This is a genomic window from Brevibacillus reuszeri, assembly GCF_001187725.1.
In the GTDB taxonomy this organism is placed as follows: domain Bacteria; phylum Bacillota; class Bacilli; order Brevibacillales; family Brevibacillaceae; genus Brevibacillus; species Brevibacillus reuszeri.
The window spans coordinates 102,743-118,445 of sequence record NZ_LGIQ01000007.1 but is presented as its reverse complement, the minus strand read 5'-3'; the positions used below and the strand labels follow the sequence as shown (position 1 = coordinate 118,445).

The 15,703-nt window shown below is 42.1% G+C and carries 24 protein-coding genes, 2 tRNA genes and 1 pseudogene; 14 read left to right on the top strand and 13 right to left on the bottom strand.

Going from position 1 to position 15,703, the window contains the following annotated elements; genetic code table 11:
- Nucleotides 1-13 precede the first annotated feature (13 nt).
- The 3 genes from ADS79_RS10240 to ADS79_RS10235 all read right to left on the bottom strand — a co-directional run bounded on the left by ADS79_RS10240 (nucleotide 14) and on the right by ADS79_RS10235 (nucleotide 875).
- Entirely contained in the window at nucleotides 14-385 is a 372-nt protein-coding gene (locus ADS79_RS10240; protein ID WP_049738327.1) for a hypothetical protein, read from the bottom strand.
- Between the two features lie 29 nt (nucleotides 386-414).
- Nucleotides 415-558 (bottom strand): hypothetical protein, encoded by a 144-nt coding sequence (locus ADS79_RS35245; RefSeq protein WP_161807272.1) that lies wholly within the window; start codon nucleotides 556-558, stop codon nucleotides 415-417.
- A gap of 119 nt (nucleotides 559-677) precedes the next feature.
- On the bottom strand, nucleotides 678-875 hold the full coding sequence (locus ADS79_RS10235; RefSeq protein ID WP_049738326.1) for a hypothetical protein: 198 nt from the start codon (nucleotides 873-875) through the stop codon (nucleotides 678-680).
- A gap of 243 nt (nucleotides 876-1,118) precedes the next feature.
- On the opposite strand from ADS79_RS10235, the pseudogene ADS79_RS10230 reads away from it, so the two are divergent.
- The 4 genes and pseudogenes from ADS79_RS10230 to ADS79_RS10210 all read left to right on the top strand — a co-directional run.
- Nucleotides 1,119-1,427, top strand: a pseudogene (locus ADS79_RS10230) (Ig-like domain-containing protein); the annotation flags it as partial.
- Nucleotides 1,428-1,565: 138 nt separating this feature from the next.
- A complete protein-coding gene (locus tag ADS79_RS10225) occupies nucleotides 1,566-2,027 on the top strand; it encodes a GNAT family N-acetyltransferase (protein WP_049738324.1) in 462 nt (153 codons plus the stop codon).
- A gap of 262 nt (nucleotides 2,028-2,289) precedes the next feature.
- Nucleotides 2,290-2,484 carry a tautomerase family protein gene (locus ADS79_RS10220; RefSeq protein WP_012685646.1) on the top strand — a complete coding sequence of 65 codons (195 nt, stop codon included), beginning with the start codon at nucleotides 2,290-2,292 and terminating at the stop codon, nucleotides 2,482-2,484.
- A gap of 629 nt (nucleotides 2,485-3,113) precedes the next feature.
- Nucleotides 3,114-3,602 (top strand): SMI1/KNR4 family protein, encoded by a 489-nt coding sequence (locus tag ADS79_RS10210; protein ID WP_049738323.1) that lies wholly within the window; start codon nucleotides 3,114-3,116, stop codon nucleotides 3,600-3,602.
- Nucleotides 3,603-3,647: 45 nt separating this feature from the next.
- Here the strand turns inward: ADS79_RS10210 and ADS79_RS35625 are convergent, their stop codons facing one another.
- The 4 genes from ADS79_RS35625 to ADS79_RS10200 form a co-directional block, all read right to left on the bottom strand.
- Nucleotides 3,648-3,812 (bottom strand): hypothetical protein, encoded by a 165-nt coding sequence (locus tag ADS79_RS35625; RefSeq protein ID WP_162839525.1) that lies wholly within the window; start codon nucleotides 3,810-3,812, stop codon nucleotides 3,648-3,650.
- A gap of 63 nt (nucleotides 3,813-3,875) precedes the next feature.
- The gene (locus ADS79_RS10205; RefSeq protein WP_049738322.1) at nucleotides 3,876-4,283 is read right to left on the bottom strand and encodes a hypothetical protein; all 408 of its coding nucleotides are present in this window, start codon (nucleotides 4,281-4,283) and stop codon (nucleotides 3,876-3,878) included.
- 39 nt (nucleotides 4,284-4,322) lie between these two features.
- Nucleotides 4,323-4,478 (bottom strand): hypothetical protein, encoded by a 156-nt coding sequence (locus tag ADS79_RS35445; protein WP_162490616.1) that lies wholly within the window; start codon nucleotides 4,476-4,478, stop codon nucleotides 4,323-4,325.
- A 17-nt stretch (nucleotides 4,479-4,495) separates the two neighbouring features.
- Nucleotides 4,496-5,044 (bottom strand): hypothetical protein, encoded by a 549-nt coding sequence (locus ADS79_RS10200; RefSeq protein ID WP_049738321.1) that lies wholly within the window; start codon nucleotides 5,042-5,044, stop codon nucleotides 4,496-4,498.
- Nucleotides 5,045-5,421: 377 nt separating this feature from the next.
- Here ADS79_RS10200 and ADS79_RS10195 point away from each other — a divergent pair, with 377 nt between their 5' ends.
- From ADS79_RS10195 to ADS79_RS10175, 5 genes are all read left to right on the top strand, one after another.
- Entirely contained in the window at nucleotides 5,422-5,940 is a 519-nt protein-coding gene (locus tag ADS79_RS10195) for a DUF3231 family protein (protein ID WP_174769657.1), read from the top strand.
- Between the two features lie 353 nt (nucleotides 5,941-6,293).
- Entirely contained in the window at nucleotides 6,294-6,674 is a 381-nt protein-coding gene (locus ADS79_RS10190) for a DUF1259 domain-containing protein (protein WP_049738319.1), read from the top strand.
- A 353-nt stretch (nucleotides 6,675-7,027) separates the two neighbouring features.
- Entirely contained in the window at nucleotides 7,028-7,327 is a 300-nt protein-coding gene (locus ADS79_RS10185) for a hypothetical protein (RefSeq protein WP_049738318.1), read from the top strand.
- 353 nt (nucleotides 7,328-7,680) lie between these two features.
- Nucleotides 7,681-7,935, top strand: coding sequence for an Ig-like domain-containing protein (locus tag ADS79_RS36630; protein ID WP_409362435.1), 255 nt, complete (start codon nucleotides 7,681-7,683; stop codon nucleotides 7,933-7,935).
- A 704-nt stretch (nucleotides 7,936-8,639) separates the two neighbouring features.
- The gene (locus tag ADS79_RS10175; RefSeq protein ID WP_049738316.1) at nucleotides 8,640-8,954 is read left to right on the top strand and encodes a hypothetical protein; all 315 of its coding nucleotides are present in this window, start codon (nucleotides 8,640-8,642) and stop codon (nucleotides 8,952-8,954) included.
- 239 nt (nucleotides 8,955-9,193) lie between these two features.
- Here ADS79_RS10175 and ADS79_RS10170 read toward each other — a convergent pair whose 3' ends face one another.
- Together ADS79_RS10170 and ADS79_RS36045 are read right to left on the bottom strand one after the other, a co-directional pair.
- On the bottom strand, nucleotides 9,194-9,856 hold the full coding sequence (locus ADS79_RS10170; RefSeq protein ID WP_141261131.1) for an IS3 family transposase: 663 nt from the start codon (nucleotides 9,854-9,856) through the stop codon (nucleotides 9,194-9,196).
- A gap of 225 nt (nucleotides 9,857-10,081) precedes the next feature.
- On the bottom strand, nucleotides 10,082-10,300 hold the full coding sequence (locus tag ADS79_RS36045; protein ID WP_236699941.1) for a hypothetical protein: 219 nt from the start codon (nucleotides 10,298-10,300) through the stop codon (nucleotides 10,082-10,084).
- 200 nt (nucleotides 10,301-10,500) lie between these two features.
- Between ADS79_RS36045 and ADS79_RS10165 the strand changes: the two genes are divergently transcribed.
- Nucleotides 10,501-11,604: a tyrosine-type recombinase/integrase gene (locus ADS79_RS10165; RefSeq protein ID WP_049738315.1), complete on the top strand. Its 1,104-nt coding sequence runs from the start codon at nucleotides 10,501-10,503 to the stop codon at nucleotides 11,602-11,604.
- Nucleotides 11,605-11,607: 3 nt separating this feature from the next.
- On the opposite strand, the gene ADS79_RS10160 is transcribed toward ADS79_RS10165, so the two are convergent.
- From ADS79_RS10160 to ADS79_RS10150, 3 genes are all read right to left on the bottom strand, one after another.
- Nucleotides 11,608-11,683 (bottom strand) — tRNA-Val (locus ADS79_RS10160).
- Nucleotides 11,684-11,711: 28 nt separating this feature from the next.
- Nucleotides 11,712-11,788: transfer RNA gene (locus ADS79_RS10155), tRNA-Ile, on the bottom strand.
- Nucleotides 11,789-12,175: 387 nt separating this feature from the next.
- The gene (locus ADS79_RS10150) at nucleotides 12,176-12,769 is read right to left on the bottom strand and encodes a phosphatidylglycerophosphatase A family protein (protein ID WP_049738314.1); all 594 of its coding nucleotides are present in this window, start codon (nucleotides 12,767-12,769) and stop codon (nucleotides 12,176-12,178) included.
- A 170-nt stretch (nucleotides 12,770-12,939) separates the two neighbouring features.
- On the opposite strand from ADS79_RS10150, the gene ADS79_RS10145 reads away from it, so the two are divergent.
- Nucleotides 12,940-13,644, top strand: coding sequence for an alpha/beta hydrolase (locus ADS79_RS10145; protein WP_049738313.1), 705 nt, complete (start codon nucleotides 12,940-12,942; stop codon nucleotides 13,642-13,644).
- A 2-nt stretch (nucleotides 13,645-13,646) separates the two neighbouring features.
- Here the strand turns inward: ADS79_RS10145 and ADS79_RS35620 are convergent, their stop codons facing one another.
- Complete coding sequence (locus ADS79_RS35620) at nucleotides 13,647-13,805, bottom strand: hypothetical protein (RefSeq protein ID WP_162839524.1); 159 nt, start codon at nucleotides 13,803-13,805, stop codon at nucleotides 13,647-13,649.
- A 147-nt stretch (nucleotides 13,806-13,952) separates the two neighbouring features.
- On the opposite strand from ADS79_RS35620, the gene ADS79_RS10140 reads away from it, so the two are divergent.
- The 3 genes from ADS79_RS10140 (at nucleotide 13,953) to ADS79_RS10130 (ending at nucleotide 15,659) form a co-directional block, all read left to right on the top strand.
- On the top strand, nucleotides 13,953-14,462 hold the full coding sequence (locus ADS79_RS10140; RefSeq protein ID WP_049738312.1) for a YjcG family protein: 510 nt from the start codon (nucleotides 13,953-13,955) through the stop codon (nucleotides 14,460-14,462).
- Nucleotides 14,463-14,542: 80 nt separating this feature from the next.
- Nucleotides 14,543-14,995, top strand: a complete 453-nt coding sequence (locus ADS79_RS10135; RefSeq protein ID WP_049738311.1) for a GNAT family N-acetyltransferase — start codon at nucleotides 14,543-14,545, stop codon at nucleotides 14,993-14,995.
- A 148-nt stretch (nucleotides 14,996-15,143) separates the two neighbouring features.
- Nucleotides 15,144-15,659 carry a TetR/AcrR family transcriptional regulator gene (locus ADS79_RS10130; RefSeq protein WP_049738310.1) on the top strand — a complete coding sequence of 172 codons (516 nt, stop codon included), beginning with the start codon at nucleotides 15,144-15,146 and terminating at the stop codon, nucleotides 15,657-15,659.
- Nucleotides 15,660-15,703: the final 44 nt, after the last annotated feature.

The following is a 15,703-nucleotide window of genomic DNA, read 5'->3' as shown; positions in this document are numbered from 1 at the left end:
CTCCCTTCTGTAATTAATGAACAACTGTAAGGTTCGGTTTATTTGGCTCCAAATTTGCTATTCGTCCAAACTCATCAGTATGGGCCGTATATGTGGAAATAGCACCGAACGATTTTTGGAACGCCCCGAACATAGCGCCCGGGTTCTCATCGATGAATTTCATCACATCATGTAGGAAGTGATCAAACAGATAGCAATCTTGATCGTGTTCGATTTTGTTGAGAAAGACTGCATCCCTCAACGCTATAAAATCCAATTCATCGGGAAGTTCTGATATCTCTTGGTTTGATCGATTAGGAACTCCATCCCAATAGTGCAGTCGTTTTTCAAGCGTGATCAAAGAGAGGAAATCATTTTTTTTCATGCGATTTGTCGTAAACCACAACTCGATTTGCTCTCGAAAAGAAATCTCTTCTAATTCGGTTGTCTCTTTGAGATGCGTGCGTAATCTACGTACAAGAGCGCGTCGTTTACCCATTCTGATTGCAGTATTTTGGCGTATTTCATTGCGGCTTGGTTAAGCTGCAGTAGGGCAGCATTTATTTGGAGCTTGTTCATCCTCATCACCTCAAGGAATAATTTTTGGAATAATTTACGTTGATTTTGACAAAAGTCATTACAACCGTTTCGCCTAAAAATCGAGATTTTTACAACCAGTTACCACACGTGTGTTTTGGTTATGCGTGCTCTTCTTCCCGATCTTTAGCCACGATCACCAGCGAACCGACTGAATTCCCCTTATCAGCTACCTGCCAATGATCCACTTCTATGTGAAAGAGCGCGGATGCTGGCGATTTACCTTTCGCAAAGGCTTCAAACCGTTCACCAGGAGCCGTGCAAAGCCCGGCATAATCTGTATACAAATACAATTTCATCAACTACCATCCTCCCATTTAACAAATCGTGTGTTGTGTAAATGCAAGTAAATTTCAAATTGTTGCCTAAATCACATTTATTAATTGTCATTTGTGACATAATAGTATTGCCCATTGTAAATTTTCACCTTTTTATCCGTTGATGGAACGCCGTGTGCGATGAAAGTCGCCCGCACGGTGTAGGCTCGAACGAAAACCCTCATACAGAGAAGGGAATAAGTCGAGAATAGCAATCGACCACCTGTAGTAATTGAAGATAACAATGGAGTTTTCTTGACTGAAAGGGCTCCACAAAATACCATAGCTATGGGCATTCCTCTAATTCCCTACTTTTCTGATCCAGATTCAGATGCACTAACATTTACGGCGGTGTCTGATAATGCAAGATTTACAACTATGTTTTTTCCAGGTTATGCAAATTTAAATGTAAATTTTCCAAGCGACCCTGCCCCGAATATTGGGGACACTGTCACCATTACTGTTACAGCTAACGACGGTAAGGGGGGGATTGTTTCAAGCAAGTTAATTATCAAGATTGTTGAACCTATTTAAATTTCATCAACGATCCCTTAGGGAAACCTAGGGGGTCTTTTTTCACTGAATTACCGTTTTGTTAAATTTCCCCTAACCAAAATTTTCCTAACTCTTCCCACATGGTATAATTTTAAAAAATTCACAGGAGGTAGAGAAATGGATATAAAGTTTAGAGATTATATAGATGCTGACTATAATGACTTTCATGAAATGGTACGTTCTCTCTACAGCAATGATCTTGAAGGTCAACCAATGAACGGTACGAAAGTAACCTCTACTATCAATGAGGCGAAAAAAAATCCACAAAAGGTTAGGATTATAATTTTTCTAAACAACAATGAAATCGTCGGATATTCAATTCTTGTTTACTATTGGAGTAACGAGTTTGGTGGAAACATGCTATTCATAGATGAGTTATACGTTAAAGAAGATTCAAGAAGTAAAGGGATAGCTGCCTATTTTTTTACTAGTTTAGAGAAAATGGATAATATCGTCGCCCTTCAACTAGAAGCAAACACTTCCAATAGAAGGGTGTTAGATTATTACATGAAATTAGGGTTTGAAGCTGCGGGAAATACTCACTTGATCAAAATGAAGGATTCTAATACGTCAAGTTAATGAAACAAATTTAAAATTACTTCAAGTAAACAATGTGACCATTGATTTAACAGTGATGGTCACATTGGTGCTAAAATAACACATTTTGTTAGCGTTCTTCCCTTTGCCACATAGAACAGCTTGTGTGTCACGCTGATCTGTTCGACTTTTCTGTCTAACTATTAAGTTAAAAATCCCTGTCACTCAAACTGTAATATGATTGAAACTATTTGCTACCTTGTCCGTCTACGTTATAAAAGAAACTGATTGGAGATGTGGACAAATGCCATATATCAACCTTCAAATTACAAAAGGTGCAACCCGTGATCAAAAAGCTCAGATTGTAAAAGAGTTCACTGAAACTCTTGTTAATGTTCTTGGCAAAAAGCCTGAACATACTCACATCGTTATTGAAGAGATTGACGATGAAAACTGGGGGTATGCGGGCATTCTCACTGATGATTTCAGAAAACTTTAAGCATGTTTCGTAAAAGTTCCAGTTTGATACTGGGACTTTTTTTATTACACAATGTGTATACTTTGACCCGGTACCTCTACAAACATGGAACAAATTGGTTTATAATTTCATTAGTCATGTTTATTTTGGAGGTATGGGATTTGTTTGTTCTCCGTACACATATACCTCGTATACTGTTGTCCCTTATTTTCTTAGGTGCTGGATTTAACGGTTGGGTAGTTATCCTTGGTTTTGATCCCGTGTTTCCAACTAGCCCTAAAGCAATGGAGTTATTGACTGGGTACTTATTGGTACTTGAAAAATCGACTGAACTAGTTTGTGGATTGTTACTCCTATTGAATTTTTTCATCCCTGCGACTTTGGCGATCTTAGCACCAATTGTTGTAAATATTTTGCTTTTCCATCTCTTTGTTGACCCAACCTTATTACCACTGGTTATTATCGTTTGTGTGTTGGAAGCATACTTACTCTGGATTTACAGAAGTAACTATAAAAGTTTGTTCGAAAAAAATACTAGGTTGCATTTGTAATTTTCGAGCTGCCTGTAAAGGCGGCTTCTTTATTTCGGCTGAATTCCCCTCTTTTACATACTGAGCATTTAGTTAATGAACCTCTGGAGGGACGGTACCATGATAGAAAAATTGATCACACTAGCTTCGAACTTGACCAATTGCATAGTTCATCCGGTTGCCGGAACTCCCTTACTTGAACTGGTACCTCATTTACCTGAAGACCTAATTGCTTTCTATTCCGTATGTGGCGGAGTGGATCTTTTTGTTGATAGCGAATACAAGATTACGATTGTCCCTCCTAGTAAATTTGTGTTAGCAAACCCTTTGATCGTTGGTGAATTGTGTGAAGATGACATTTCAAGCAATTGGTATACCGTCGCCCAGTATGATAACAATGAGTTTATCTCCATCGATCTTTACGAGGGGAGACTCGGTAAATGTTATGACAGCTTTCATGAAACTCACGGTTTAGTTGGAGAAACACCTGTTATCTCCCTTTCTTTTACTGAACTTTTATCCAAGTTGCTTTCTTTAAAAGGGGAAAGGTATTTTTGGTTAGATGAAAGTTTTACTCCGTATGGCGACGCATATGATATCTTGATTTAACATATTTGAGCTTGTGTTAAGTCTCTTTTTTTGTCCCAACCGATTTCAACTGATCAAACCAGTTTTCTCTTCTTCCTCCATTACCAGCTCATCCACATGCCCTGCTAAGCACCCTAGGCAGCAGAAGTGTTCAACGGATGGCTTCTTATTAATCAGGATCCATTCAGGTTTGTCCACCACGATCTTCTCATCACAAAATGTACAATTCACGATAACCTCCCCTTTCATGAAAACGACATTTGCCGGTTGGCATCTTCAATTTCTCTCAAGAGCTTACCTTGTGGCCTCCAGCTGCTGATGTACTCTTTTGCTTTGTCCATATCGAGGACACGATCGTTCTTGTATGATTCTTCCATCGGCTTCCGGTTCAGATTCATTTGTTTCACTCGGCTCCTCCCCTTGCCCTTCTTTTGGCAGCTCATCAATGGTCATCTGATTAGCTGGGACAACTACTGTTCCATCCCCATTGACGCTGTACTGGAGACCTTCGTGGCTCTCCTCGTCAAGATCATCGATATCCATTTGCGAGCTGGAGATATGCACAAAGACTTGTCCACCCTTCAATTTATGCAAAGCAACGATTTTAGCATCTGTCATATCACCTTTGAGTTCGAATTTGAGGACATCCTTTTTCTCACCTGCGTTGAAATCTTTAAACAATGCTTTTACTTCCGTTTTCATAGAATATTCGCTCCTTTTAATTTTAAATGTGTTCTGTAGCTATTCGTGTTTGACTGCGTGATCTACACCAGAGAAATACCCATGAACCTTGTACAAATCTCGACCAAGGGTATCCTTTTTACCGGTATACTCTTTGATGATGAACTGCATCCCATCAGATTCTAGGTACAGGTTGTCTTCAATTTCGACTTTCACTTAGCCACCTTCTTTTGTTACTTTTTCTCTGGCGGATTGAGTACGGAAGACAGAACTTCAAGCTGGAACTGGTGGTATTGGTGGGCTGGGTTGTCTGCATTATGCATGCAAATCCCTTCTGCGATCTTAGCCAGAACAAATGCATCTGTCACGTTATCGCTGCCACTCTCAAAAACCCATCGCTTTAGCACCTGCTTGGCGACCTCGATTTTGTCGGCTTTGATTGCCTTTCCGTCTGGGCCTTTATTTCCAGTCGCCCCTGCGAATTTTTTCAATGCCATCGGAGCCGCTTCAAAATATTTGAAACCTTTTCGGTGCAGTGCCATTCTCACTCCCCAACCAATGTCTCCGAGCTGGATGGCTTGCTGCGAAGAAAACCCGAACCCTTCGATACAGATGATGTCCCCTGTTTGCATATGGTCCATGATCTCATCAACCAGCGTTGTCATTCGCAATGGGTCCTTGCTTCCGATGACAGTGAGTTCTTTCCTTCGAAGGACGTTACCTTGCTCGTCCAACGCGACGAACCCTGTTTTGGTAGACGGATCTATTCCGACAAAGCGCATCGTATCTATCTCCTTTACTCCCGAAATACTTTGTTAAATATCGCGATTTCTTTACTTTCATGCTATCATCAAAATATCCAACCATTACCAAATGGGGCGATATTAAAATGGAGTTAGTTTTTGGGATTGTTGTAATGATCTCAATTGTGAATTTGTATTTTCTGCTGAAGCAAACTAATCAACATTTACAGAGAATTGAAGACTTGATTACCAAGTTAATTTATAAGAGGGATTAACATAGTTCATCACAATTTCTCTTGTGTAAAATTGCCTTTATAAAACTCCCACTCCATGCAAACCTTATCATTGGGTCAAAATGAAAAGTCAGGAGAACCCACATGGATCTTACAACACTAATGAATACTGGGAGGACATTAATGGGAATCTTAAGTGGAAATCCGCAAAACGAACCAATGCATTACGGTGAAGTCTTTGGTGTATGGAGCTACCTAACTACAACCAAAGGACTGTTAGTGGCTTATCAAACTTTTATTAACCATACTGGTGACAACGATCTTAAAAAGTTCTTGGAAGATTTAACTGTCAGCATGAAACAAGAGATAGAACAAGTTGAGCACCTGCTAAAAGTAAATGGTGTTGGATTGCCCCCATCTCCGCCAGAGCGTCCGACTGCAAACCTTGAAAGCATCCCTGTTGGCGCAAGATTTAACGATCCCGAAATTGCAGCTGGCGTATCGTTAGACATTGCAGCAGGGTTAGTTGCTTGCAGTCAAGTTATTGGCCAATGTATTCGTGAGGACATTGCGATGATGTTTGGTCAATTTCATATGACGAAAGCCCAATATGGTGCTAGGTTACTGCGTATCAACAAAGATAAAGGCTGGTTGGTTCCGCCGCCACTTCATTTACAGACCCGTGAACTCGTTCACGCTTAACATCGACAACAAGAATAATACTTAGGTTTTTCCTTTCAAATATGCTTATACAGCCATTGTCTCTAATTTGGTCATATTTTGGAGATACCAATCCAATTTGGCCAGTGGACTCCAACCAATCACGAGTCCTACTTTAATGTACGCATCCTGTTAACCGTAAATAGTTAATAGCCCTAACACCAAATCATCTGGATGCTATGCTAATGAAAAATCTTATCCATTAGCACCCTACCTCTTGGACGCCACACCCTGGCGTCCTTTCCACTTGTATATTCACCTTTTTTTACCTTTGTCCAGAACCTCTTATTCTCTCCCACATAGAATGCATTAAAACAAGGAGAGGAGGAGAATCGATGAAGATACCAAAAAGTCTATGTGCACGTTTAGCTAAAATTTTGGGTGGGACAGGCATGTCAAACGATACCTGCTCAATAATGGTTAAGCGTAATCTAAATGCAAGAATCCTAGGTAAAAAATACGACACTGAACAAGAGATTGTTATTCAGTCTTTGGACAGACGCGGAAATACTCTGAACACGGCTGAAATTACGCTCTTGCAAAGGGAAGTTCAAAAGTTCATTAACGCTGCCCGTCGACAGGGACTAAGAATCACTGCCCTTCACAATCACTGGCTATTTGATAACCCACGTCTAATGTATTTGCATATCGAAACTGTGGAACCACCCATTCAGTTTGCAAAGAAACTACGGCGTGCATTAAATGTATTGAAATAACAGAACCATGTGGCGCACAAGCATAGTTTGGCTTGCGCCACTTTTTTATCCTTTGCTTTACTAATCGATTGGTTTGTTAGCTCCTTAACCGATGATTCTTTTGAAAACAACTACTGTAATTCAAGACATATGAGCTGTATAATTTGATTGCCCATTGTTAGTTTTCTTTTTTATCCGTTGATGGAACGCCGTGTGCGATGAAAGTCGCCCGCACGGTGTAGACTCGAACGAAAACCCTCAAAAAGAGAAGGGAATAAGTCGAGAATAGCTATACTGACCCAATATTCACTTTGCAAGACAATCTAAATGGTCAATATCCCTACCATTTCGTTGAAGGCTCCTCCCAATACCTTATGCCAAAATTTCTCACCACCCAGCCATTAAAAAACGCGACTCTAACTTTTGATTTGAATGATGTCTTCATTCCAGATGCAACCGATTTGTATTACATTGCTTCTGCTCGTAATGAAATAGGTGCTGATAAAATTAATGGCTCGGTAATTACGATTCCTAATATTACCCTTGGTAAAGGACAGTTAATCATTTTTGACTTAGGATCTTACACAATGCCTTCTGCAGGAACGTATAAATTTTTCGTTACTGTTGATTCAAAACACACACAAGAGATGGTATTGAATATTACTAAAAATTAATTATCCATCAACAGCCCTCGGGACAACCCGGGGGTATTTTTTCGTCCAAACCGAAAGCTCTCCCCTGCCGCAACTGCCTGACTATTTAACAAATCGTGTGTTTTGTAAAGCTCAGCTCGTTTATAACAGAGCCGCCAAAAGTTATAACTTTAGTTAGCAGACAGTTATAAATAGAATGGCGTATGTTATATGTGCCCGTTGTAAAACACTCTTTCTTATCTGTTGATGGAACGCCGTATGCGCTGAAAGGCGCCTGTACGGTGTAGGCTCGAACGAAAACCCTCGCATATAGAAGGGAATAAGTCGAGAATAGCAATCGAATTCCTGAAGTAGTAGTTTCCAATCAAATCATTATGCTTCAGACTCCATTAAGTTTCGTTAATTCCCCTTATGATTTTTCCAACTCTTTTACAGATCCAGATGGTGATCCTCTAACTTATTCCATCGCTATACTTGACAGCAGTATCGGAGAAGTTTCCATCAACAGCATAACTGGCGTTGCTACATTCAAACCTCTTAAAGTGGGCGAAACAACTGTTACTATTACAGCAAATGATGGAATTAGCGGTAAGGCATCATATAGTTTCACTTTCAAAGTTTTTGAATAGTTTCCATCAACGCCCTCGGTAACCCGAGGGTATTTTTTATTACGTGCATTTTTCAAAATTACCGTAGTGTTAAATTTACTGCTGCCATACATATTGCCTCTTGGATGCTGTATCGATAAATGTCTTGTAAAACGCTACCTTCTCTAGTCACACGGCATACTTTGAACGCCTTCGTGCCGATTCTCTAACTCAACATCGGTCATTTTGTTTAGGTCAGGCCCATGTCCTCGTACCATTTTGCCAATCGCTCTAATAAAGCTTGCCTCGTGGTTTCATCGCGCTTCCCTCCATAACTAATGTGATAAATGAATAGTTTCTTTCCTCTACGCTACCAAATGCATAAAATTAAGTTGATAGATTTTTCATTATTACTTGAGGTGATCGAATGAAAATATATGAGAATAGGAACAAAAGAAGAGTCGGCATCAATGGCATGAAAATTGGTGGTTGCATTTTGAAACAAATCTGTTCAGTTTGTAGAAAGAACCTTGTTTATTACGACAAATTTGATGCTGACTTTTGCCCAAGTTGTAATGAGTGGAAGCAAGAGAAATGCTTAGACATGAATTGTCATCATTGTTCTACTAGACCAACAAAACCTTTAAAAAGACGATAGTTATCTCTCCACACATTGTGTTAACTATCAGCAGTCTTATCTGTATAATGTTGTTAAAATCTTCCCCCTAATTTTTGGAGGCGTTTAGATGACACTGAATCAATTAGAAAAGAGATTAGAAGATTTGTGTCTCGAAATATTGTGCGATTTAAGACCATGTTCCATCGTTGACCGACAAAAATTTGATACCTTATACAATCTATTTGAAGAAATCAGTGTACATCTCGGTACAAAAACAGAAATAAGTAGAAGAATTGTACGTAACGTGTTTTGGATCATTAGCCAGCTTCAAACTCAAACTCAATATGCCACTAGTGAAGATTTCAAAAAACTAAATGAAGAACTTGATACACTTATGTACAACCTCCATACTGGCGGTTTATTCAAGTCAATTGATACATAATGAGCATTTTGTTAAATTACCCTGTAGTGCTTTTTCAGGAAAAAACTGTTAAAATGAAATTATTCTTGCTGAACGGTGGGGTAACAGATGTTATATCTTCTTGGTACTTTGGCAGCTCTAATCGTCGTCGCATGCTTTTTCCACAGAAAGAGAGATCTGAGAAAAAGAGATGAGTTTGCGGTAAAATATTCCGCTGATGACAACATTGCACATCAAACGCTAAGCCAAATAAATCCCTCTCAACAACAAAATCCTTTTTGGTCAAGACCCCGATATGTAGACATTGAGAAAAACCCCGGCCTTTTGGCCGATAGCTGACGCCTGAATTCTACGGGCGTCAGCTTTTTTAATTTTCTTTGCGGCCGATTATGGTTGTAAAGTTGGATATACTCTTCAATTCGTCTTTGTGCTTCATCCACGCTTCGGATATCATAAGGGTAGAGCCCTTCCGTTTTAAGATGGGAGAAGAAGCTCTCCATTGAGGCGTTATCATAACAATTGCCTCTTCGAGACATGCTGATTTGGGCGCCAACCTTTGGCAGCATGTCGTGGTAAGCGTGGGACGTGTACTGGAATCCTTGATCGCTATGAACGATCAGTCCAGTCACGTCTTCCGTCTTTTCAAAGGCTTTCTGGAAGGTCCGTAGGACCAACTGATTGTCATTACGAGCTCCCATTTGATAAGCCACAATTTCATTATTAAACAAATCCTTAATGGCAGATAGGTAGAGCCAAGTATCCGCAACACGATACTGTGTGACATCCGTTACCCATTTTTTATTAGGTGCGTCTGCATGAAATTCACGTTGAAGGACATTCTCGGCAACTCGTCCCCCTGTGGATGAAACCGAATGACTTCGATACTTGCGGCGTATTCGGGAACGGAGCCTCATATCTTGCATGAGACGTAGTACCTTCTTATGGTTGATCCACACTCCGTGGTCTTACAGTAGAAATAGTTGGATTTGTCTATATCCATATTTACTATCGTACTTCTTATAAACTGCCTTGATTAGGTCTTTCAACAAGCTTGTCCCGATCTGTTGCTCTACGTTTCAAATATGCGTAGTATCCACTTCTTGAGACTCCAAATAGCTTGCACAGCTCACTGATGGTATACTCACCAGCTACCTGCTTGATCGCTGTATACTTACCTCCTGCATCCAGATTTTTAAACACTTTTTTAGCATAGAGTTCTCTCGTCTGAGCTTTTGAACATATCGGTCTTGATCAATATATTCTTCACGTCTCCCTCGCTGATCCATAAGTCCAAATTCGCCTAATAGCTTGTATTTTTTCATCCATATTTTAAGCCTGTGTCGATCTGGAATCCCCAGATGTTCCATGATTCGGCGGTATGTCCAACCTTCCTCAATATGTAGTCGTACGGCTTCTTTTTTAATTCATACGGATAATTTCTAAACTTCTGTCCCTTTTTCACCATAAAAAATATACCCCTTAGATTTCATCGGATAAACCAGGGGCTTAATCCAATGTCTGTTCTAAGGGGTGCACTTCAAAAACAAAAAAAGAAGCTGAAGCTGCAATGACCAAAATACAAAACGAGCTGAATAAGGGGACATATGTTGAGCCTTCAAAAATGATGTACTCATCATTCATGGCTGACTGGTTAAAAGACAAGCAAACAAAAGTGCAACGGAGAACACTGGAGACATACTCTGGCTTGGTAAATAATCATATACTTCCTACGCTCGGACAAATAGAATTATCGAAGCTCACCCCGCGCCATATTCAAGACTTGTACAACGATTTATTTGAAACGGGTCGTCTCTCGGATGAAAATATACAAAAAGTACACACGATCATTAATGACTCCTTAAATAAAGCCGTAAGTTGGGAAATGGTTGCAAAAAATGTTGCTTCAGTTTTGGAGAGGCCCAAGGCTAGAAAAAAAGAAATGGAAGTTTGGGAAGTAGATGAGGCTCATGAATTCCTCAAAATTGCGGAGAAAGATCGCTACTATGTAGCTTTTCTTCTTGCATTAACAACCGGCATGCGGCAGGGAGAAATATTAGGATTAAGATGGAAAGACGTCAATCTAGATACTGGTATTCTCTCCATTACACAGACTCTTAGCCATGATGGAAAAGAAATGCAGGTTGGTGCAAAAACCGATTCAGGTAACAGAACAGTAGCTATCGATGCTGAGACTGTCAATGCACTTCGTAAGCTCGCGAAGAGAAGCAAAGCGGAAAGATTAGAGGCAGGACCAGGATCATTTCAAGATAATGGGCTAGTTATTTCGACTACAGTTGGAACACCACTTACTCCAAGAAATCTTATGCGTACTTTCTATCGCATAATTGAAAAAGCGGGTGTGAAAAAAATACGTTTCCACGATCTGCGCCATACTCATGCTACAATGCTCCTTAAAGCAAATGTTAATCCTAAAATTGTTGCTGAGCGAATGGGATGGTCTGATATCAAGATGATCGACCGATACGCCCATGTCCTGCCTAACATTCAGAAGGATACAGCGGATGCATTCGGCAAGTGTTCTTTCAAAATAAAGAAGCCAAATAAAAACATCATTCGCGCCAACTTTATAAATTCGCACCAACAAAACATATGTCTTTGTATTGATAAAAATCAAAAACCCCTTGTCTACCAAGGGATTTTAACGTTCTAAGTATGGTGATCCGGACTGGGTTCGAACCAGCGACCCCCACCCTGTCAAGATGGTGCTCTCCCAACTGAGCTACCGGATCATTGGGACTTGCTTATGTAATCATTTAATGGTGGGCCCTGTAGGACTCGAACCTACGACCAATCGGTTATGAGCCGACCGCTCTGACCAACTGAGCTAAGGGCCCGAATCGTCTCGGACGTCGATCACATTTATTACTATACAGCATCACGAAATCAAATTCAAGAGGAAATAATGATTTTTTGTAATTTTTTTCACTCGTACCAAAAGAACACTAAAAAACCCAAGAAAAACACCTTGCATGATCGCCCCCAAACCCTTTTTTCCAAAACATAAACTGCAAGGTTTCGCCCCTTACCCCTTACCCCTTACTCCCCAATCCCTCCAACCAAAAAAGCCACCCCCTCCGCAAAGCCACCTCATACCCAAAGCAGCTCACAACCCCGAACCGCCCCGCGTACAAATCGGACTCCACAAAGAAAATGGCTCTTCCTCCTCTAACCGCTAAAGATAGTTAGGTAACAATTCCCCCAAAGCAAAACCCCCAGCAAACCTACCCAGCCTGCTCAGTTCCTTTGCCTTTCTCCTCCACGCGCAGCTCGGACCCATGCTCACGCAGCGCCTCTGCTCTTGCCATCTCAGCCTCCTGCTCATCTCTCATCCGGTGAGCCATCCGACTGGACGCATTGGCAGCCACACTCGCAACCAAATCATCCAAGAACGTATGCACACGGCCCTCAGCCGTTTTTGTATCCAAACGTTTAATTACGCCAACCTTATGCTTATCCAAATGACCAAAGGTCGTCACCGCGATACTTCCATATCCAAATACGGACCCAAGTGCCAATGTCTCGTCGCAGCCAAACAGTCCTTCGTCTGTTGCAATGATAGATTGAAGCGGCTCGGACAAAAGTCCTTTTTCAGCGAGTGTATCCAGTTCAATTCCAACTAAAATGGCATGCTGCATTTCGCGTTTTTCCAGTACGGCTTTCACGCTTTCTATGCATGGCTCAATGGTCAAGCCTGGATGGTATGGTGACTGCATGAGATACACGATCTCTGCGATATCCTCTACTGTCACGCCGCGTTCTGACAGGCGTGCGAGAGCTGCATTTCTGACTTCGATGCTGTGAACTTGCTTCTTCATATAAGAGACAACCCCTTCCGCAAATCGAGTGAAGTCGTTTTTATCATAGTATCACACGATGGCAAAATTGCGACAATCTTTCATTCAAATCGAACACACGAAACACTTGGGCAAGCCTCCCCAGCTCCTGTATAATTAGCACCAGAACATCCGTTAAGGAGGACAACGCTGTGGCTCTTGAGGAAATCACTTTGGACAGTCGGCATCTCGGATCGCCGGAAAAGCTGATCGTCTACACCCCTGCCCGTTACTCGCCGCTCTATTCCTATCCGGTCATTTATGTACAGGATGGAGAGGATTACTTGTCTATGGGCAGAATGGCAACACTGTTGGACAAGCTAATCGAAGAAAAAAAGCTCCCTGATCTCCTAGCCGTTTTCCTGCCTGTGGATAAAACGAAACGGCAAAGCCGCTACCATCCTGATGGACAGGAGCATCTGTCCTACCGTCGTTTTCTAGCGGAAGAGGTGGTTAGCTACATTGATACGCATTATTCTACACACCCCCTCGGCAATGGCCGAACGCTCCTGGGCGAATCGCTCGGAGGTGTCGTTTCCCTTTTTACGGCTTTATCTTACCCGCATACCTTTGGCCAAGTAGCATGCCAATCTGCTGCGATGGACACATCTTTGAACGAGCGTGTCGCAGAGACTGACTTTATCGTTCCACTGAACCTGTACCTGGAAATCGGCACGGAAGAGACAGCAGTTCAATCTGGACGCGGAACTCTCGATCTCGTCTCTGCTAACAACGAATTACGGGATATTTTGCAAAAGAAAATGGCCACCCTGGTCTATGAGACCTTTGAGGGTGACCATACGTGGGGCTTTTGGCAAGCCAATCTACCGCGCATGCTGTGCACGCTTTACGGGTAAACTTACCGTGGCTGTTCTTCCTGCGGACCTTCTTCCTTCACTGCCGGTACGAGCGCGTCTTCGAAATCGCCTTTCCGTATTGCCGACAGGATGGTGAAAGTCAGTACAGACAGCAAGAGCAAGACGAGAAAAATGAATGTAATCATCATGGCCATATACATGCTGTACGGCACCTCCTTGCACTACACAGTCTTTCCCGTGGCCTCTGGAATATACGGACCCACGCGTAACATTACACAAATGAAGAATTTTCTGTTAAAATAGTAGGATGCAAGAGCATGAGAGATAGTGAAGGAGGAGTGGTTCTTATGATGTACAGTATCGTAGTTTTCCCATCCAGCAAGGTGCAAGAAGTCGCCAATTCTTACCGAAAGCGTTACGACCCGGCATATGCTCTGGTGCCTCCGTATATTCGCTTAAAAGAAGGCTTCGAACTGGACGAATCCAAACTGCAAGAGCTGGTTAGTCATCTGGAGCAGGTTGCCTCCTCAACTGATAGCTTTACAGCAAGTTTCCACCGTTTTTCTTCTTTCCATCCGACGAATAACGTCATCTATATGGCTGTCCAAAACAAGGAGCCATTTAACGAGCTGCACCAAAAAATCGTGAACCAATGTGTAAACGAAAAAGAGACCTATGCTTTCGTTCCGCATTTGACCATCGGACGTGATCTGTCCGACGATGAGCTACGGGATGTAACGGGTCAATTGAGCATGGCTAAACTCGACTTAACGAGTGAAATTGATCGCTTCCACTTGATCTACCAATTGGAAGATGGCATTTGGAGCGTTTATCAGACTTTCCTCTTAAAAAAGTAAAGCAAGACTGATAATACTACCCTCCCTGCTTCCTTACCAGCAGGGAGGAATCTTTTTTCTCAAAAAAGGAAGTGTACACGATGACCCAAGCTACCTACCAAATCCAGTCCGTCAGCACCGAAAAAGAAATGGAAGACGCCCTTTCCGTTCGCAAAGCCGTTTTCATTGTGGAACAGGAAGTACCTGCGGACTTGGAAATCGATGAACATGACAAAGCAAATAGTGGGACGATTCATTTTGTCGCCTACAAGGACCAGCTGCCAGTAGGATCGAGCAGACTGCGAACCTACGCACCTGGCGTTGGTAAAATCGAGCGAGTGGCCGTCATTAAAAATGAGCGCGGCACTGGACTCGGACGCGAGATCATGATAGCCATGGAAGATAAGGCCAAGAGACAAGGCTTTGAAACACTTAAGCTAAATGCACAGACGCACGCGCAGCGTTTCTACGAAAAGCTCGGTTACGAAACGCACGGAGATGTCTTCGACGAAGCTGGCATCGAGCATATCGCGATGGTAAAAAAACTACGCTAAAGCAAGCTCTCTACCACTTGCTGCATCCCCTAAACACCTTTGTTCACGCCATTTCTGCGCGGGCAAGGGTGTTTTTATTGACGAACGTCTCTCCATGAAATATGCTGGTAAAGATAAAACATACGCAAGCGTATCTTTGAGGTGAAATATGCAATATTTGCGCGAGGATTGGGTCCGGGCTGCACTCACCAAGCTGACTGAGACAGGCATCGAATCGGTTCGTGTGGAGGCACTCGCACGCGAGCTGAAAATTAGCAAAGGAAGTTTTTATCACCACTTCCAGGATCGTCAGGATTTGCTCGATTCGATGATTCATTACTGGGAGGAGCATGCAACAGAGAGGATCATTCATACCCCGGATTCCACGACCCAGACTTTGGAGCAGCTTCTTGGTGCGCTCTTTTCAAGAGAACAAAAACTCGAAGCGGCGATATATACATGGGCAAAGCAAAATGCTGACCTGCGCAAACGTCTCGTGGAAATCGAAAAGCGCAGAATCAACTACGTTGCTTCTTTGTATCAAAAGAAAGGAATCTCGCCAGATGAAGCCAAGGCACGGGCTGAGCTCGCCTATTTGATGTACGTCGGCTGGTTGGTACGAACAGAAATTCACGCCGAGCTGGACATCCAAGCCGCTATTGCTTTTTTTCTCACCTGGAAGTAACTGAAAACCTTGGCTTTCGATTTTCACCAATAAAAGAAAGCCAA

Coding starts and splice junctions, on each gene's coding strand:
- ADS79_RS35245 (WP_161807272.1), bottom strand. CDS start 558: ATGAACAAGCTCCAAATAAATGCTGCCCTACTGCAGCTTAACCAAGCC.
- ADS79_RS10235 (WP_049738326.1), bottom strand. CDS start 875: ATGAAATTGTATTTGTATACAGATTATGCCGGGCTTTGCACGGCTCCT.
- ADS79_RS10225 (WP_049738324.1), top strand. CDS start 1,566: ATGGATATAAAGTTTAGAGATTATATAGATGCTGACTATAATGACTTT.
- ADS79_RS10220 (WP_012685646.1), top strand. CDS start 2,290: ATGCCATATATCAACCTTCAAATTACAAAAGGTGCAACCCGTGATCAA.
- ADS79_RS10210 (WP_049738323.1), top strand. CDS start 3,114: ATGATAGAAAAATTGATCACACTAGCTTCGAACTTGACCAATTGCATA.
- ADS79_RS10205 (WP_049738322.1), bottom strand. CDS start 4,283: ATGAAAACGGAAGTAAAAGCATTGTTTAAAGATTTCAACGCAGGTGAG.
- ADS79_RS10200 (WP_049738321.1), bottom strand. CDS start 5,044: ATGCGCTTTGTCGGAATAGATCCGTCTACCAAAACAGGGTTCGTCGCG.
- ADS79_RS10195 (WP_174769657.1), top strand. CDS start 5,422: ATGGGAATCTTAAGTGGAAATCCGCAAAACGAACCAATGCATTACGGT.
- ADS79_RS10190 (WP_049738319.1), top strand. CDS start 6,294: ATGAAGATACCAAAAAGTCTATGTGCACGTTTAGCTAAAATTTTGGGT.
- ADS79_RS10185 (WP_049738318.1), top strand. CDS start 7,028: ATGCCAAAATTTCTCACCACCCAGCCATTAAAAAACGCGACTCTAACT.
- ADS79_RS36630 (WP_409362435.1), top strand. CDS start 7,681: ATGCTTCAGACTCCATTAAGTTTCGTTAATTCCCCTTATGATTTTTCC.
- ADS79_RS10175 (WP_049738316.1), top strand. CDS start 8,640: ATGACACTGAATCAATTAGAAAAGAGATTAGAAGATTTGTGTCTCGAA.
- ADS79_RS10170 (WP_141261131.1), bottom strand. CDS start 9,856: ATGCAAGATATGAGGCTCCGTTCCCGAATACGCCGCAAGTATCGAAGT.
- ADS79_RS36045 (WP_236699941.1), bottom strand. CDS start 10,300: ATGGAACATCTGGGGATTCCAGATCGACACAGGCTTAAAATATGGATG.
- ADS79_RS10165 (WP_049738315.1), top strand. CDS start 10,501: ATGACCAAAATACAAAACGAGCTGAATAAGGGGACATATGTTGAGCCT.
- ADS79_RS10150 (WP_049738314.1), bottom strand. CDS start 12,769: ATGAAGAAGCAAGTTCACAGCATCGAAGTCAGAAATGCAGCTCTCGCA.
- ADS79_RS35620 (WP_162839524.1), bottom strand. CDS start 13,805: ATGTATATGGCCATGATGATTACATTCATTTTTCTCGTCTTGCTCTTG.
- ADS79_RS10140 (WP_049738312.1), top strand. CDS start 13,953: ATGATGTACAGTATCGTAGTTTTCCCATCCAGCAAGGTGCAAGAAGTC.
- ADS79_RS10135 (WP_049738311.1), top strand. CDS start 14,543: ATGACCCAAGCTACCTACCAAATCCAGTCCGTCAGCACCGAAAAAGAA.
- ADS79_RS10130 (WP_049738310.1), top strand. CDS start 15,144: ATGCAATATTTGCGCGAGGATTGGGTCCGGGCTGCACTCACCAAGCTG.